The organism is Streptosporangium sp. NPDC002544 (assembly GCF_040295965.1).
Lineage (GTDB): Bacteria > Actinomycetota > Actinomycetes > Streptosporangiales > Streptosporangiaceae > Streptosporangium.
In genome coordinates, this window is the sequence record NZ_JBEOWJ010000004.1 from 178,188 (window position 1) to 193,028 (window position 14,841).

The 14,841-nt window shown below is 70.1% G+C and carries 17 protein-coding genes; 10 read left to right on the forward strand and 7 right to left on the reverse strand.

Annotated features, from left to right (window positions below; all coding sequences use genetic code 11):
• Positions 1–252: 252 nt before the first annotated feature.
• Entirely contained in the window at positions 253–1,077 is an 825-nt protein-coding gene (locus ABT061_RS07475) for an SDR family NAD(P)-dependent oxidoreductase (RefSeq protein WP_350913759.1), read from the reverse strand.
• A gap of 99 nt (positions 1,078–1,176) precedes the next feature.
• Here ABT061_RS07475 and ABT061_RS07480 point away from each other — a divergent pair, with 99 nt between their 5' ends.
• Positions 1,177–1,317, forward strand: a complete 141-nt coding sequence (locus ABT061_RS07480) for a hypothetical protein (protein WP_350913762.1) — start codon at positions 1,177–1,179, stop codon at positions 1,315–1,317.
• Positions 1,318–1,375: 58 nt separating this feature from the next.
• On the opposite strand, the gene ABT061_RS07485 is transcribed toward ABT061_RS07480, so the two are convergent.
• Entirely contained in the window at positions 1,376–1,753 is a 378-nt protein-coding gene (locus ABT061_RS07485) for a cupin domain-containing protein (protein WP_350913764.1), read from the reverse strand.
• 326 nt (positions 1,754–2,079) lie between these two features.
• Between ABT061_RS07485 and ABT061_RS07490 the strand changes: the two genes are divergently transcribed.
• The 3 genes from ABT061_RS07490 (at position 2,080) to ABT061_RS07500 (ending at position 5,466) form a co-directional block, all read left to right on the forward strand.
• The gene (locus ABT061_RS07490) at positions 2,080–2,829 is read left to right on the forward strand and encodes a TetR/AcrR family transcriptional regulator C-terminal domain-containing protein (RefSeq protein WP_350913766.1); all 750 of its coding nucleotides are present in this window, start codon (positions 2,080–2,082) and stop codon (positions 2,827–2,829) included.
• 376 nt (positions 2,830–3,205) lie between these two features.
• Complete coding sequence (locus tag ABT061_RS07495) at positions 3,206–3,991, forward strand: DUF72 domain-containing protein (protein ID WP_350914213.1); 786 nt, start codon at positions 3,206–3,208, stop codon at positions 3,989–3,991.
• 230 nt (positions 3,992–4,221) lie between these two features.
• Complete coding sequence (locus ABT061_RS07500) at positions 4,222–5,466, forward strand: serine hydrolase domain-containing protein (RefSeq protein WP_350913768.1); 1,245 nt, start codon at positions 4,222–4,224, stop codon at positions 5,464–5,466.
• Positions 5,467–5,487: 21 nt separating this feature from the next.
• Here the strand turns inward: ABT061_RS07500 and ABT061_RS07505 are convergent, their stop codons facing one another.
• Together ABT061_RS07505 and ABT061_RS07510 are read right to left on the reverse strand one after the other, a co-directional pair.
• The gene (locus ABT061_RS07505) at positions 5,488–6,690 is read right to left on the reverse strand and encodes a sensor histidine kinase (RefSeq protein WP_350913770.1); all 1,203 of its coding nucleotides are present in this window, start codon (positions 6,688–6,690) and stop codon (positions 5,488–5,490) included.
• Positions 6,687–7,343: a response regulator transcription factor gene (locus tag ABT061_RS07510; protein WP_350913772.1), complete on the reverse strand. Its 657-nt coding sequence runs from the start codon at positions 7,341–7,343 to the stop codon at positions 6,687–6,689. The genes ABT061_RS07505 and ABT061_RS07510 overlap by 4 nt, the downstream gene beginning before the upstream one ends.
• 136 nt (positions 7,344–7,479) lie before the next feature.
• On the opposite strand from ABT061_RS07510, the gene ABT061_RS07515 reads away from it, so the two are divergent.
• From ABT061_RS07515 to ABT061_RS07530, 4 genes are read left to right on the forward strand one after another with little or no spacing between them, the layout of a single operon-like run.
• A complete protein-coding gene (locus tag ABT061_RS07515; protein WP_350913774.1) occupies positions 7,480–8,001 on the forward strand; it encodes a hypothetical protein in 522 nt (173 codons plus the stop codon).
• A complete protein-coding gene (locus ABT061_RS07520; RefSeq protein WP_350913775.1) occupies positions 7,998–9,095 on the forward strand; it encodes a peptidoglycan-binding protein in 1,098 nt (365 codons plus the stop codon). The genes ABT061_RS07515 and ABT061_RS07520 overlap by 4 nt, the downstream gene beginning before the upstream one ends.
• A complete protein-coding gene (locus ABT061_RS07525) occupies positions 9,092–9,787 on the forward strand; it encodes an ABC transporter ATP-binding protein (protein ID WP_350913777.1) in 696 nt (231 codons plus the stop codon). The genes ABT061_RS07520 and ABT061_RS07525 overlap by 4 nt, the downstream gene beginning before the upstream one ends.
• A complete protein-coding gene (locus ABT061_RS07530; RefSeq protein WP_350913780.1) occupies positions 9,784–11,013 on the forward strand; it encodes an ABC transporter permease in 1,230 nt (409 codons plus the stop codon). The genes ABT061_RS07525 and ABT061_RS07530 overlap by 4 nt, the downstream gene beginning before the upstream one ends.
• Before the next feature lie 10 nt (positions 11,014–11,023).
• Here ABT061_RS07530 and ABT061_RS07535 read toward each other — a convergent pair whose 3' ends face one another.
• Entirely contained in the window at positions 11,024–11,707 is a 684-nt protein-coding gene (locus tag ABT061_RS07535; RefSeq protein ID WP_350913782.1) for an HAD-IA family hydrolase, read from the reverse strand.
• A gap of 96 nt (positions 11,708–11,803) precedes the next feature.
• On the opposite strand from ABT061_RS07535, the gene ABT061_RS07540 reads away from it, so the two are divergent.
• Positions 11,804–12,487: a hypothetical protein gene (locus ABT061_RS07540; protein ID WP_350913784.1), complete on the forward strand. Its 684-nt coding sequence runs from the start codon at positions 11,804–11,806 to the stop codon at positions 12,485–12,487.
• A gap of 139 nt (positions 12,488–12,626) precedes the next feature.
• Here ABT061_RS07540 and ABT061_RS07545 read toward each other — a convergent pair whose 3' ends face one another.
• Complete coding sequence (locus tag ABT061_RS07545; RefSeq protein ID WP_350913786.1) at positions 12,627–13,892, reverse strand: serine hydrolase domain-containing protein; 1,266 nt, start codon at positions 13,890–13,892, stop codon at positions 12,627–12,629.
• 165 nt (positions 13,893–14,057) lie between these two features.
• Here ABT061_RS07545 and ABT061_RS07550 point away from each other — a divergent pair, with 165 nt between their 5' ends.
• On the forward strand, positions 14,058–14,333 hold the full coding sequence (locus ABT061_RS07550; RefSeq protein WP_350913788.1) for a pectinesterase family protein: 276 nt from the start codon (positions 14,058–14,060) through the stop codon (positions 14,331–14,333).
• Here ABT061_RS07550 and ABT061_RS07555 read toward each other — a convergent pair.
• Positions 14,316–14,645, reverse strand: a complete 330-nt coding sequence (locus ABT061_RS07555) for a putative quinol monooxygenase (protein WP_350913790.1) — start codon at positions 14,643–14,645, stop codon at positions 14,316–14,318. The two genes, ABT061_RS07550 and ABT061_RS07555, sit on opposite strands and share 18 nt — an antisense overlap.
• Between the last annotated feature and the right edge of the window lie 196 nt (positions 14,646–14,841).

The window sequence follows — 14,841 nt, forward strand, 5'->3', positions numbered from 1 at the left end:
CCAAGCAGTGCCGACTACTAGCGCGCCGTACTCCGCACCGGGGGCCGCACCGCCGCCCGGTTACCTGCAAACCGGTCGCGCAGACGCCGCACTGCCGAAGATCAACACTTTGGTGGATCTCCGCCGATCGCATGGAGGGCATCGATGTACCCGCCACCGACGTCGAACCGGGTGATGTCCGGAGCCTGTCACCGGCGACCCGCGGGAGTCGGCCGGACCCGACCGCGAGAGGGCTGACCGGTGAGGGCGCGCTCAGGACATGTGGATGAGCTGCCCGGTGATGTAACGGGCCTGGTGCGAGGCCAGGAAGACGATGACCTCGGCGACCTCCTCCGGCCGGCCGACGTGCCGCAGCGGGCTGTTCGCGCGGACCGCCTCCTCGACGACCGGGGTGATCCAGCCGGTGTCGGTGGCGGGTGGGTGGACCATGTTCGCGGTGACGCCGTGGCGACCGAGTTCGGCGGCGGCGGACATCGTGTAGTTCTCCTGGGCCGCCTTGGCCGCGCCGTACGAGACCTCCTCGGGGAAGCCGCCGGAGCTTCCGGAGGTGAGACCGATGATCCGGCCCCAGGTGGCGCCGCGGCCTACGTGGCGGCGGGCGAACTCGGCGATCAGCAGGGCAGGGGCGCGCACGTCCACCGCGAACTGCCGGTCATGGGAGTCGGCGTCGACGGGGCGCAGCGCGCGCCCGAAGCGGTCGCGCGCGTTGGGCAGGAAGGTGTCGGCCAGCCAGCCACTGGCGTTGTTGATCAGGATCTCCACCGGCCCGAAGGCCGCCTGTGCCCGGTCGAACAGCAGGCTTGCGACGTCCGGCTCTGCCAGGTCGGCCTCGATGGCCTCGGCCCGGCCGCCGTCGGCCCGGATCCGGGCCACGACCTCGTCGGCGCTCTGTGCCCGCAGCCTGCCGTAGGCGTCGGGGAAGGCCGGATCGTCGACGTGCTCGGCCGGGTCCAGTCGTTTGTAGGTGAGCAGCACCGCCGCTCCGCACGCGGCCAGCGCGATGGCGGTCGCCGCGCCGATGCCCTGGTTCGCGCCGGTGACCAGTGCCACCCGGCCGGTCAGCCGAGGATCGATCATGGCCGCATCCTGGCACCCGCCGAGGCGGACCGGCCACCGGTTTTCCCCACCGTCCGCCCGGACGGGGATCGGTCACGGCAGTGGGCACGCCCGTCGGGGATGCTCGCCACGCTCGATCGCCAGTGCCCCGTCCAGCCGGCGCCGCTGCTCTTCGGTCGGCAGCGGCAGCGTCTCGGCGAAGTCCACTTCGGGGTGTCGGTCTCTGACCTTGAAGAGAAAAAGCCTCTCGAAATGATGTGAACACGGCGCGGGTGGCCGTCTCCATTCGCCGTCGGCCACGCCGCTCCGGTCTGATCGGCTATCCGATTTCCCGGTCGGGGACCGCGTAACCCTGAACGGACGGCCAGCGGACGGTGAGCACCACCGATTCCTCCTCCGCGTACCAGGAGTGATCGACACCATGACCCCACACGACGTAGTCACCTCGCTTGGCCAACAGCACGCTACGTCCTGGCAGTTCCACCCGGAAACGGCCGCTGATCAACATGAGCAGCGCCGTACGCTTCTCGCCGGTGACCCATTGCGCACGCTCGTCGCCACGCGGATGGACGCCCCATTTGATCTCGACATCACCGCTGTGCCGGACGTCATCGGTCGGCTTGAAATGTCCGAGCAGCCAACCGCGGTCATCGGCCGCATCCACGTCCGCACTACCCACGTACACGTTCTCCAGCACGGAGCGTGACGCTAGCACGGCACCCGTCTTCCCACTCGGGAAACGGCTCCGGGACGATCAGAGGCGGATCATCAAGGCCCCAAGCGGGGCAGGCCGCCGCCCGTGGTGATCGTTCTTGTGCCGGCGGGTCGTGGGCGGCGCCGTCGCGCTGAACCGCTACGCCCGCGGAGGTTGATCGATGTCGGGGTCCGCTTGCGTGACTAATCTACGTGTGAGGTACAGCATATGTTGTACAGAGTGCGTGGTTCTAAACTTGGGTCACGTTACCAACGGATCATCGAATTCGGATCGCAGCGGGCAACCGGGCGGGGAGGAACGGAGGCGTCATGGCAGAGGAGCGTGTGCTGCCCCCCGTCGTGGCGCGGATGTGGGGGCGTGAGACCGTGTCACGCCACGGGCCGCGACCGAGCCTCGACGCGGCCAGGATCATCGCCGCCGCGATCGAGATCGCCGACACCGAGGGGTTGCCGGGCGTCCGGATGAGCAGCGTCGCCTCCCGCGTGGGGGTGGCGACGATGTCCCTGTATCGCTATGTCGGCAGCAAGGAGGAGTTGCTGACGGCCATGGCCGACGCCGCGGTCCCCGACCCCCCCGAACTCGGCGGGCTGCCGTGGCGGGACTACCTCGTGACATGGACCCGCGCCAACCGTGACTTCTTCCTCGCCAGGCCGTGGATGCTGCTCGTCGCCCGCCTCACCCCGCCCATGGGTCCGCGGAGCCTACGCTGGCTCGACCGGGCGCTGGCCGCACTCGCCGACACGGGGTTGGACGCGGGCGAGAGGGTCAACATCGCGAGCACCCTCGGCGGGTACGCCCTCAGCGAGGCTACGTTCGTGCACGGGATGAGCAGCGAGCGGGAGGTCGGTGGTGACGCCGGGGTCGCGGGAATGGCGGAGTACAGCGAGGTCCTCGCCGAGGTCATCGACCCGGAGGGGTATCCCGAACTGTTCGCCGCGATCCACGCCAATGCCTTCGGAGACGCCGCCGAATGGGTCGGCGACGACGACTTCACCTTCGGCCTCGACCTCCTTCTCGACGGTGTCGAAACGCTCATCGCGCGCCGGACCACGGCCTGAAGGACCGCGCTCCCACCGGTCGGCCATGGCGATTTCCCGCATTCCCGGGCTGCTGAGCGCGAAGGTCTCCATCGACGTCGGCCTGACCTCCGGCAACGCGCACCTGATGGTCACGATGACCTTCGACTCCCAGGACTCACCGAGCACATCAAGCCGTTCCTGGCCTCGAAGACGTTCGTGCGGATCGACGAGACCTTCGCGTCATGAGCGGATCAGGGGAACCTGTGGCGCGGGTCGAGCAAGCCTACGGAGAGAGTGACGGAGGACGCTGAGGGGATCGCCGGCGGAGAAGGTGGGCGGCGGCCCGTGTGGGGGCCGCGGTGGCGGGCAGGTTCTGCTGGTGGAGGGCCGGAATCGACGGGGCTGAGCTGTCATGATGCTGGTGGGGACGTCTGGCTGGCAGTATGCCGACTGGCGCGGGGGGCTCTACCCGCCCGGCCTGCCCCAGCGGCTGTGGCTGGAGCGGTATGCCGAGTGCTTCGAGACGACCGAGAACAACAACACCTTCTACCGGCTGCCGGCGCGCGAGACGTTCGAGAAGTGGCGGGACCGCACCCCGGACACGTTCGTCATGGCGATCAAGGCGAGCCGCTTCCTCACCCATGTCAGACGGCTGAAGGATCCCGAGGAGCCCGTCGAGCGCCTGCTGGCGGCGGCCGAGGGGTTGGGAGCCAAGCTCGGGCCGATCCTCCTGCAGCTTCCGCCGACGTTGCCGGCCGATCCCGGCAGGCTCGCCGCGTGCCTTCGCTGCTTTCCCGCCCATGTGCGGGTCACCGTCGAGTTCCGGCACGTGTCATGGTGGAGCGATTCCGTCCGCGAGGTGCTGTCAGCCCACGGTGCGGCCCTGTGCTGGGCCGACCGGCTCGGCCGCCCGCAGACACCCCTGTGGCGGACCACCGACTGGGCCTACCTGCGCTTCCACGAGGGCCGAGCACACCCTTGGCCCGCGTACGGCGACGGCGCGCTCCGTTCCTGGCTGCGCCGCCTGGGCCGGGAATGGGACGAGCGCTGCGATGTCCATGTGTACTTCAACAACGATCCTGGCGGCGCCGCGGTGCGCAACGCCGCCCGATACGCGGAACTCGCGCGCGCCGAGGGGTGGCCGGTGAGTCGCACGCCGGACCGGATCCCGGCACCCGAGGAAACGGCGCTCGCCCGGTGACGCTCCCCTGCGGCAGGGCGGGGCAGACACCGGCGGCCCCGGAGAATCGGCGAACGGCCAACGCCGAGGAAACAACTGATCGAGTTACCTCTCCTCCTGTACGGCCGGGGCTGCTCCGGCGACAACGACAGACGACATGGCGGGACGTGTACGGATTCGCAGGCCGTGCCGGCAAGTGACCTCGGCTGGGGTTCACACGTTCCGTCCGGTCTTGGAAGGAGATCATGCGTATGACTGGGGCCCGACCGTCTCGGCGTTCCACGCTTGGTTTGCTGGGTGCCGCCTCCCTCGCCACCGGTGGGGTGTTGGCGGTGCCCGGGAAGGCCTACGCAAGCCCGTCCCGGCCTGGCCGGATACCGAAGGATGTGCGGCCCGGCGGTGCGTACGACCGGTTCGTCGCACAACTGGCGGCCGAGGACAAGTTCTCCGGAACCATCCTGCTGGCCCACCGTGGTCGTACCGTACTGGCCCGGTCCTACGGGATGGCCGACAGGGAAAGGAAGATCCCCAACCAGATCGACACCATCTACAATCTCGCCTCCGCCTCCAAGCCGTTCACCGCTCTGGCGATCGTCCAGCTCGCCCAGGAGCGCAAGATCAAGTTTCACGAGAAGCTCGGCACGTATCTGGACGGCTTCCCCGATGAGATCGCCGACACCGTCACCGTGCACCACCTGCTCACCCACACCGCAGGCATGGGCGATCCCACCCGTCCCGGGGACGGCGCGCCGAACGGGAAGATCTCCAACAGCGCCGAAGAGCGGATGGCCGACCTCCGGAAGGCGATGCGCGAGCAGAAGCTGGAGTTCGCCCCCGGCACCAGGCACACCTACAGCAGCATGGGCATGGAGGTTCTCGGCGAGATCGTGGCGAAGGTATCCGGGAAGACCTTCTGGGACTACGTCCACGACCACATCTTCGTCCCGGCCGGGATGACCCGCTCCGCCTACTACACCAGGCCGGAATGGCTGAGCGACAAGCGCATCGCCCATCCGTACATGTACCAGTCCGACGGCACCCGCGTCGACGCCGTCCGCAACCTGGACAAGGGCGCCGTCCTGGGCGGCGCGCCGGGGAGTAACGCGGCGCGCGCGTTCATCGGCTCCGGGGGCGGAAGCGGGTTCTCCACGGCGCCGGACCTGGTCCGCTTCGCACTCGCGTTGCAAGGTGGCAGGCTGCTCGACCGCGCCTACACCGAGCTGTACCTGGGCGGGAGGATCCCGGTGCCCCCTCGGTCGAAAAGCAGCCCCGTTGATTCTGCCCGCCAGGAGGCATTTCAGGGGTACGGGGTGCTTACTCCCATCTTCAATGGCCAGCGGATGATCGGGCATGGCGGCGGCATCGGGGGCGGAGGGACCAATTGGTCCATCTACCTCGACATTGACTGGACCGGGATCATCCTCTGCAACTACGACCTCGATATCGAGCCGATCATTGAAAAAGAAAGGCACGCTGTCACCGACGACATGTCATGAGACCCGTCCGCGATGAGGTGCTCACTGCCCCGGCAGGGTGACGGTCACCACCAGGCCGCCACCGGCCCGCGGGCGGGCGGCGACCTCACCCCCGTGCGCGCGGGCCACCGAGCGCACGATGGACAGGCCCAGCCCCGCACCCTTGGCGGTGACCATGCGCTCGGCGCCCAGCCGCCGGAACGGCTCGAACAGCGCGGGAAGCTCGTACGGCGGCACCGCCGGCCCGCTGTTGCTCACCTCGACCTCGGCCCTGCCGTCGGCTCTGACACGGCTGGTCGCCCGTACCCAACCGCCCTCCTTGGCGTTGTGCCGCACTCCGTTCTCCACCAGGTTGTGCACCATCCGCTCAAGCAGCAGGGCATCCCCCAGCGTGAGCGCCTCCCCGGCGTGCTCGGTGATCTCGATCCCGGCCTGCCCGGCCTCGGGCGCGCACTGCGCCACGACATGGCTGAGCACATCGGCCAGATCGACGGGAAGCCGCTCGGTGATCTCGTTCTCCGATCCGGCCAGCAGCAGCAGCCCGACGATGAGCCGCTCGTGCCTGGTGTTGATCTCCAGCAGGTTCTCGCCAAGCTGCTTGACGTCCTCGGAGGCCGACTTGCGGTGCATGGCCAGCTCGACCAGCGCCCGGCCCAGGGTGAGCGGGGTGCGCAGCTCGTGGGAGGCGTTGGCGACGAAGCGCCGCTGCCCGTCGAAGGAGCGGTCCAGCCGCTCGACCATGACGTCGAAGGTGTCGGCCAGATCCTTGACCTCGTCGTCGGGTCCGCGCAGGGCGATCCGCTCGTGCAGTCCCCGGTCGGCGGCGGGGGCCGCGGCGATCCGCCTGGCGGTCTCGGTCACCTGGTGCAGGGGTGCCAGGACCCGGCCGGTGACCAGCCAGCCGAAACCCGCCGCGGCACCGCCGACGACCACCAGCGCGATACCGCCCAGAGTGAGCATCGAGGTGGTGGCGGCCTCGTGCAGGGTGCTCTGCTGCTGCCTCATCCACTGCTCCGCCTGCTCCGCGTCGAGCCGGGTGGCCGACGGCGGGCCGTACATGACGTCGGTGGCGGGCGTCGAGCGTCCGATGGTGATGACCTTCGTCCTGGAGGTGAGCTGCTGGCTGAAGAGTGTGTAGGTGGCACCGAGCAGCACGATCCCGGCCACCAGGAACAGCCCGCCGTAGATCAGGGTCAGCCGGGCCCGCAGCGTGATGCGGCGCGGCAGCAGTGTCCGGGACCTCACGGGATGCGATACCCCACTCCGGTGACGGTCTCGATGACCGGGGGGTCGGCGAGCTTGCGGCGCAGCTTGAGGATGGTGAGCCTGACGGCACCGGTGAACGGGTCGGCGTACTCGTCCCACGCCTTCTCCAGCAGGTACTCGGCGGGAACCACCGCGCCGTCGGCGCGCAGCAGCTCGGCCAGCACGGCGAACTCCTTCTTGGCCAGCGGCACGTAGCGGCTGTCGCGGAACACCTCGCGGCGTGCGGGGTCCAGGGTGATGCCCGCGCGGCGCAGCACCGGCGGCGTGGCGGGGCGGCACCGGCGCCCGAGCGCCAGCACGCGGGCGGCCAGTTCGGGGAAGGCGAACGGCTTGCTGAGGTAGTCGTCGGCGCCCAGCGACAGGCCCTCGACCCGGTCGGTGATCTCGGCGGCCGCGGTCAGCATCAGCACCCGCGCGCCGGTCCCCGCCTCGACCAGTTCCCGGCAGACCTCGTCGCCGTGTACGGCCGGCAGGTCCCTGTCCAGCACGACCACGTCGTAGTCGTTGACGCCCGCTCGCTCCAGCGCCGCCGCTCCGTCGAGGGCGACGTCGACCGCGTGGGTCTCCTCGCGCAGCCACTCCGCGATCGCCTCGGCGAGCAACGGCTCGTCCTCCACCACCAGAACTCGCATGCCTCCATGGTGGCCGCCCCGGTGTTTCCTCCACGTTAGCGATCGTTCCTGGAAACGCCGGGGAAACACCGCACCCGCTTGCATCACCTCCCGAAGGGCCGGAAACGCTCCGGCCGCGACTTGAGGAGACGACACCATGCGACTGCGGACGCACCACGCGCTGGCGGCACTGCTACTGGCCCTGACCGTGACCGGATGCGGTGCCGCGCCCGAAACCGGCACGGTGGCCTCGGCTGACGGCGGGGCCAAGCAGGCGGGCGGCAGCGCCGCCCCGACCCTGAGCCAGGAGGAGAAGGGCGTGAGGTTCGCCCAGTGCATGCGGGAGAACGGCGTGCCCATGGAGGACCCGGAGGGTGGCCGCATCCAGCTCAAGTTCGACAAGAACAGCGGCGTCGACAGGGCCACGGTGGACAAGGCCATGCAGGCATGTCAGGAGTTCAACCCGCAGGGCGACAGGTCCAGGGCCGCCGACCCCAAGGCGGAGGAGCGAGGCCGCGCCTACGCGGCCTGCATGCGCGAGAACGGCCTGGAGAGCTTCCCCGATCCCAAGCCGGGCCAGCGCGGCATCATGATCACCCCCGAGATCGGTGAGGACCCCGACTTCCCCGCCGCCCAGCAGAAGTGCCAGGACATCATGACGGCCGGCGGCCCGCAGTGACCGCCGAGGAGACCCGCCCACGACGCCGCGCGCGCCGCGGGGGAAAGATCGTCCTGGCGATCGCCGCCATGGCCGTGGGCGGCGCGGCCGCCGCCGGCGTGCTGGGCATGGGCGACGGCACCGCGGCCGACGCCCCCGCCACTCGGCTGCCGCCCAAGACCGTCCCGGTGACCAGGCAGACGCTCACCGACACGCACACCGCCGACGGCGCGCTCGGCTACGGCACCACCAGCACCGCCACCAACCGGTTGCCCGGCACCCTCACCCACCTGCCGGGCACCGGCGACCGTGTCACCCGTGGCAGAGCGCTGTACCAGGTGGACGACAGGCCGGTCGTGCTGATGTACGGCACGCTGCCCGCCTACCGGACGATGCGGATCGGCGACGAGGGCCCCGACGTCAAGCAACTGGAGAGGAGTCTGAAGGCGCTGGGCTACACCGGCTTCACGGTCGACGACGAGTACACCTACTCCACCGCCGAGGCCGTCAGGCAGTGGCAGGAGGACCGGGGGCTGGAGGAGAGCGGCGAGGTCGAACTCGGCCGGGTGATGTTCGCCCCCGGCGCGATCCGCGTCGACAGTCTCCAGGCGGGAGAGGGCGACCCGACAGGCCCGGGACGCAAGGTGCTGACCTATTCCGGCACGGCCAAGGCCGTCACCGTCGAGCTCGGCGCCTCCGAGCAGCGACTGGCCAAAAAGGGCGGCAAGGTCACCGTCACGCTCCCCGACGACACCACCATCGGCGGCCGCGTCAAGGAGGTGTCCACCGTGATCAAGCCGGGCGGCCAGGGGCAGAGCCCCACGACCAGCGTGGAGGTGGTCGTCGAGCTGCGCGGTGGGAAGGCGCAGAAGGCGGCCGCCGCCTACGCCATGGCCTCGGTCGATGTCACCTTCACCGCGGGCAGGCGCAAGGACGTGCTGACCGTCCCGGTCGCCGCGCTGCTGGCGCTGCGGGAGGGCGGCTTCGGCGTCGAGGTCGTCAACGGCTCGACGTCCTCCTACGTCCCGGTCACGACGGGCCTGTTCGCGGCCGGCCAGGTGGAGATCTCCGGTGACGGGATCACCGAGGGAGCCGTGGTGGGGATGCCGAAGTGATCTCGCTGAGCGACGTGACGAAGGTCTATCCCGGCGGCGTCACCGCGCTGGCCGGCGTCTCACTGGACATCGGCGCCGGCGAGCTCGTCGCCATCGTGGGTCCCTCGGGCTCGGGCAAGTCCACCATGCTCAACGTGCTCGGCACCCTGGACCGACCCACCACGGGCAGCGTGCGCATCGACGGCTACGAGGTGGGCAGGCTCGGTGACGCCGGGTTGTCGGCACTGCGGGCCACCCGGATCGGCTTCGTCTTCCAGCAGTTCCACCTCGCCGCGCGCGTCACGGCGCTGGACAACGTGGCCGATGGGCTGCTCTACTCCGGCCTGCGGCCGAGCGAGCGGCGGCGCAGGGCGGCGTCGGCGCTGGAGCGGGTCGGGCTGGGCCACCGGATGGACCATGAGCCGCACGAGCTGTCCGGTGGCGAGCGCCAGCGCGTCGCGGTGGCGCGGGCGGTGGCGGGCGACCCTCCGCTCCTGCTGGCCGACGAGCCGACCGGCAACCTCGACTCCGCCTCGGGGGCCGGGGTGATGGAGCTGATGCGCGGCCTGCACGCGGGAGGCACCACCGTGGTGATCATCACGCACGACCGGGAGATCGCCGAGTCACTGCCCCGCCGGGTGCGGATGCGCGACGGCCGCGTGACCTTCGACAGCGCGCGGCCCGAGGCCGCGGTCTCGGAGGTGGGCCGATGACCGCCGAGATGCTGCGGTCGACACCGCGACCGGCGCTGCGACCGGCCAGGATGTGGCCGCGCGATGTGCTCAAGGTGGGCGTGGTGGGCCTGCGCACCCGGCCGATGCGGGCGTTCCTGTCCGCGCTGGGGATCGCCATCGGCATCTCCGCGATGGTCGCCGTGGTCGGCATCTCCTCCTCCTCACGTGCCGATCTGGACCGCACCCTGTCCGAGCTGGGCACCAACCTGCTGACCGTCTCGCCCGGCACGACGATGACCGGCGAGCAGGCCAGGCTGCCGGCCGAAGCCGAGGCGATGGTGGGCAGGATCGCTCCGGTGGAGTCGGTCTCGGCCATCGGGCGGGTGGCCGACGCCGACGTCTACCGCACCGGAAAGATCCCCAAGGCGGAGACGAACGGGATCGCGACCTACGCCACGCGGACCGGGCTGCCCGCCACCGTCGGGGCCGAGATCCGTAGCGGTACCTGGCTCAACGCCGCCACCGCCTCCTATCCGGCGACGGTGCTGGGCGCGGTCACCGCGCAACGCCTCGGGATCGGCCACGCGGGGCCCGACACCCAGGTAATGGTCGGCGGGGTGTGGTTCACCGTTGTCGGCATCCTGGCCCCGGCGCCGCTGGCGCCCGAACTGGACACCGCGGCACTGGTCGGCTGGCCGGTGGCCGAGTCCAGGCTGGGCTTCGACGGCCGCCCGACCGTCGTCTACACCCGCTCGCGGGACGCGGAGGTGGAGGCGGTGGCTCAGGTGCTCGGCGCCACCGCCAACCCGGAGGCCCCCAACGAGGTCGACGTGTCGCGTCCCTCCGACGCGCTGGCCGCCAAGCAGGCCGCCGACGCGGCCTTCACCGGGCTGCTGCTCGGCGTGGGCGGGGTGGCGCTGCTGGTCGGCGGGGTCGGGGTGGCCAACACCATGGTCATCTCGGTGCTGGAACGGCGCGGCGAGATCGGCCTGCGCCGCTCCCTGGGGGCGACCAAGGGGCAGATCCGCACCCAGTTCCTCGCCGAGTCGCTGCTGCTGTCGGCGCTGGGCGGGATCGCGGGCGCGCTGCTGGGTATGGCGGTCACGGCGGGATACGTCACCTCGGTGTCGTGGCCCGTGGTGATCCCGGCGTGGGCGGTGCTCGGCGGGATGGGCGCCACGCTGGTCATCGGCGTGCTGGCCGGTCTGTACCCGGCGATCCGCGCCTCCCGCCTGTCGCCCACCGAGGCGCTGACGCAGCCGTAGCGGCGCTCGACTACGACGGGGAGACCGGCCCGTGGCCGCCGTCGAGCAGCGGGGCAAGAGCCTTATGGAGATCGTCGGGGCTCCGGAAGTGCACGGCCGTCATCCCCAGTTTCCGAGCGGCCTCGACGTTCTCCAGCCGGTCGTCGGTGAAAAGGCACCGGTCCATCGGCACACCGGCGTGTTCGGCGGCGATCTCGTAGATCCGCCGATCGGGCTTCGCCACCCCGATCCGGGCGCTGCTGACCACGGCGTCGAAGGCGTAGCGCAGGCCGAGTAGGTCGAGGTCGTCCTCCAGCCGGGTGGTCGCGTTCGTGACCAGCACGACGGGAACCTTGGCCTGTGCCCGTTCCAGCAGCCCCCGGACGACCTCGTCCACCCGGAACCCGGTGTTGACGAACGCCGCACCGAGCTGCCGGGCGTGATCGGCGGAGAGAGGCAGCGCGGTGAGCGCCGTGACGATCGACGCCTCCCACTCCGCGCAGGTGATCTTCCCGAGTACGGCGGGTCCCAGCAGCTCGGGCGAGAGCGCGACCCTGGCCACCGTCCCCGGCTCCAGCCCGAAGGCACTCTCCAGCCGCGCCCGCTCGGCACCGTCGTGCAGGCGCAGCACTCCGTCGAAATCGCACAGCACCGCGTCGTACGGGGGCCGCCGCAGGTCGTTCACGTCACGCGAGGTCCGGGAGTCAGAAGACATTTCGTCATGATGCCGGGTCCGTCTCCCCAGAAGCAGGGAAATTTCCAAACATGACCCCATGGCGAACCATCGCGGGGAGGGGTACGTCATGAGGGCATGAGACATCGGCTACTCGTCGTTCTGCTTCTGCTGACCGGGATCCTCGTGATCGCTCCCGGTACGGCATGTGCCTGCTCCTGCGCTCTTCTCGAACCGGCCGAGCAGGTGAAGGGGGCGGCGGCCGTCTTCACCGGGACGGTGGTGGCCGCCCGCCGGGTCGAAGGAGACCCGCTCGGTCCCCCACCGCCGGTCGTCTACACCTTCCGGGCCGACCAGATCTACAAGGGGAAGGCGAGCGCCGAGTTCGAGGTGGCCACCAACGCCGACAGCGCCGCGTGCGGATACAACTTCGTCACCGGGTCGCGGTACCTGGTGTTCGCCGCCGCCGGCCAGTCGGGCCTGCTCACGGCCGATCCGGGGGTGGCACTGAACACCTCGCTCTGTGCCGGTAACCTGCTGGTCAGCCCGGGTGATGCCGCGTTGCGTGCCGGGGACGGCCTGCCGAGCGGGGAGTCGCTCGCCGCGGAACTCGTCACCGCTCTCGGTACGGCGACCCCAGCCCCGGCGACCCCGCCCTCGACGGCCGTCGCCACTCCTGCACCGGACGCCTCCGGCAGCGGCGGCGGCCAGCCGATTCCGATCTGGATCTACGCGGGGGTGGCCGTGACGGGCGCCGGCCTCACCTTCACCGGATGGCGATTCTCCCGGCGGCGCGGACGGAACAGGCGCCTGCCGGACTAGGCGTACCGAGCGGGCGGGCCGGTGACGCGACCGAAGGACGCCTCGCGACGGACGGGAAGATCCACAGAACGCCATGCGGTCGTCATGGTGCGGGCCGCCTCCCTGGGATACGGGCTCGCCCGGGGAGGCGGCACAGGGCTCAGAGGCCGTAGGTGGAGAACAGGTTGGTGGTCGGCCAGGTGGTGACCGCGTTCGCGGCCTTGTGCAGCAGGGAGTCGATGTCGCCGTAGCCGAGGCCCGAGGGGTCGTCACGCTGGTCGAACAGCACCACCCAGCTCAGCCCGTCGTACCTGCGGACCATGAGGGTCGAGGTGCCGGGCAGCGACCCGGTGTGCCAGGTGTTGATGCCGCCGGTGACCGGGCGCACCTGCCAGCCCAGACCGTAGTACCAGCCGTCCGCGTTGACCCCGATGGACGGCTTGGCGAACGTCCTGGCGATGGACGCCGCGGTGAGCGGTCCCGCACCGTCGAAGATCGTGCTGAACTTCGCCAGGTCGACGGCGGAGGAGAGCCAGCCGCCGTGCGCGGCCATGTTCTCGATGTTGAAGCTCCCGTAAGGGGCGGGCACCACGGTGCCGGAGGCGTCGAGCACCGTCGCCCCGGTCCTCCCGGAGAAGTACGGAGCCTCCGTCGACCGCCTCTGGCTCTTCGCGGATCTGCCGAGCGCCATCCGCTTGATCTTGACGGCGCCGAGGACCTTCTGCTGTACATAGTCGGCGTACGACAGGCCGCCGACCTTTTCGATGATCTTCTCAAGCAGCAGGTAGCCGTAGTTCGAGTAGGCGTACCTCGTTCCGGGGGCGTGGTCGAGCGGGCGCCTGCTCGACCACTCGATGACGTTGGCCTGGCTCACGGGCAGGGACACTCCGAGCAGCTTCGCGACGGCCCGGTCCTGGAACATCGGGTCCGAGGAGATCGCGCTGTCCCAGCCGCCCAGGTGCTGCAGCAGGTGGAGCACGGTGACGGCGCCGAGCCGGGCGTCGGCGGCGGTGCTCAGGCCGAGCAGTGGCGCCACCCGGGCGGACAGGCTCAGTTTCCCGTCCTGGACGAGCTTCGTCACCGCGGTCGCGGTGACCGGCTTGCTGAGGCTGGCGACGCGGAACAGCGAGGTGGGGCCCGCCTGGAACGTGGTGTCCGCGGTCCAGTTGTAGCCACGGGCCAGCATCAGCTTGCCCTTGCGCACCACGGCCAGGGACGCGTGCGGGATGGCACGTGCCTGCATGAAACTTTTCAGGGTGCTGTCGAAGGACGCCAGCCCCGAGGCGCTCTTCCCGGTGACCGTCCAGACGGGGGCGATCGTCTGGCCTGACGTGGTCGCGGCGAATCCCGGACGAGCCTGCGTGGCGGCGGCTCCGGCCGCCGCGGCGCCCGCGAGCAGCCTGAACGTGTCCCTACGGGTCAACATCCCAGATCCCCCGATCTTTGAGGTCATGACAAGATCGGGATCTTACGGGAAATCAGCCCATATCGGTTGGAGATGGGGCGGATAGGTCCGAACTTCCGCTGTTGACAGCGTCATCAAGCCTCTCTAACTTGCAGATGGTCTTGTCCGCGGAAGCTGTTCACCTGTGTGACCCGCCCCAGAGTCCGTTGTTCGGCCGACGTCAGATGCCGGCCGGGACCGCCGCCCTCCCACCCGGAGATCACCGCGACGCAGGCCGTCGCGGTGAAGGTGATGGGCGACCGTTCGTTCTTTGAGGCGTGCCGTTTCCTCGGTCATCAGGACACGCTGTACGCCGACACCCTCAGCCTGGCCGCCTTCGCCGGGCAGACCACCCGCACCTGTTTCGGTGACTGGAGGCCGTCAACGATCGGTGATCATCTCTGGTCAGCTCTGGGCCGGTGACAGTTCCGCCATCTGCGACCAGCCCTCGCCGGGCACCTCGACGTTGATGATCTCCGGTGTCTTCGTGATCAGCTCGGGCATCCAGGCCATGGCGGTCCTGAAGTGCTCCGAGTTCACGTGCGCCTCGCCCGCCGCGGGCGAGGCGAACGCCTCCAGCAGGACGAACTGGCCGGGCACCTCGACGCTCCTGGACCATTCGAAGAAGACGTTCCCGGGCTCGCTGCGAGTGGCCTGGGTGAAGTCGTCGACGAGCGAGAGCCACTCCTCGGCCCGCTCGGGACGGACCGTGAACTTGACGGCGATGAAGATCATGAGTTGTTCCCTGTCGAGAGTCGAGGCGAGTCTTCCTCGCCTGCGGTCATGGCGTGAGGCAGGTGTGCGGCGCCAGGGCCAAGATAAGCGAGCGGATGCCGGGGCGGAGGAACCCACCCGCCGTGAGCCCGCCTCGGTCGGCAGCGCATGGGCGGGTCTCAACCGGGAAGACCGGCACATGACGGGCGACGAGACC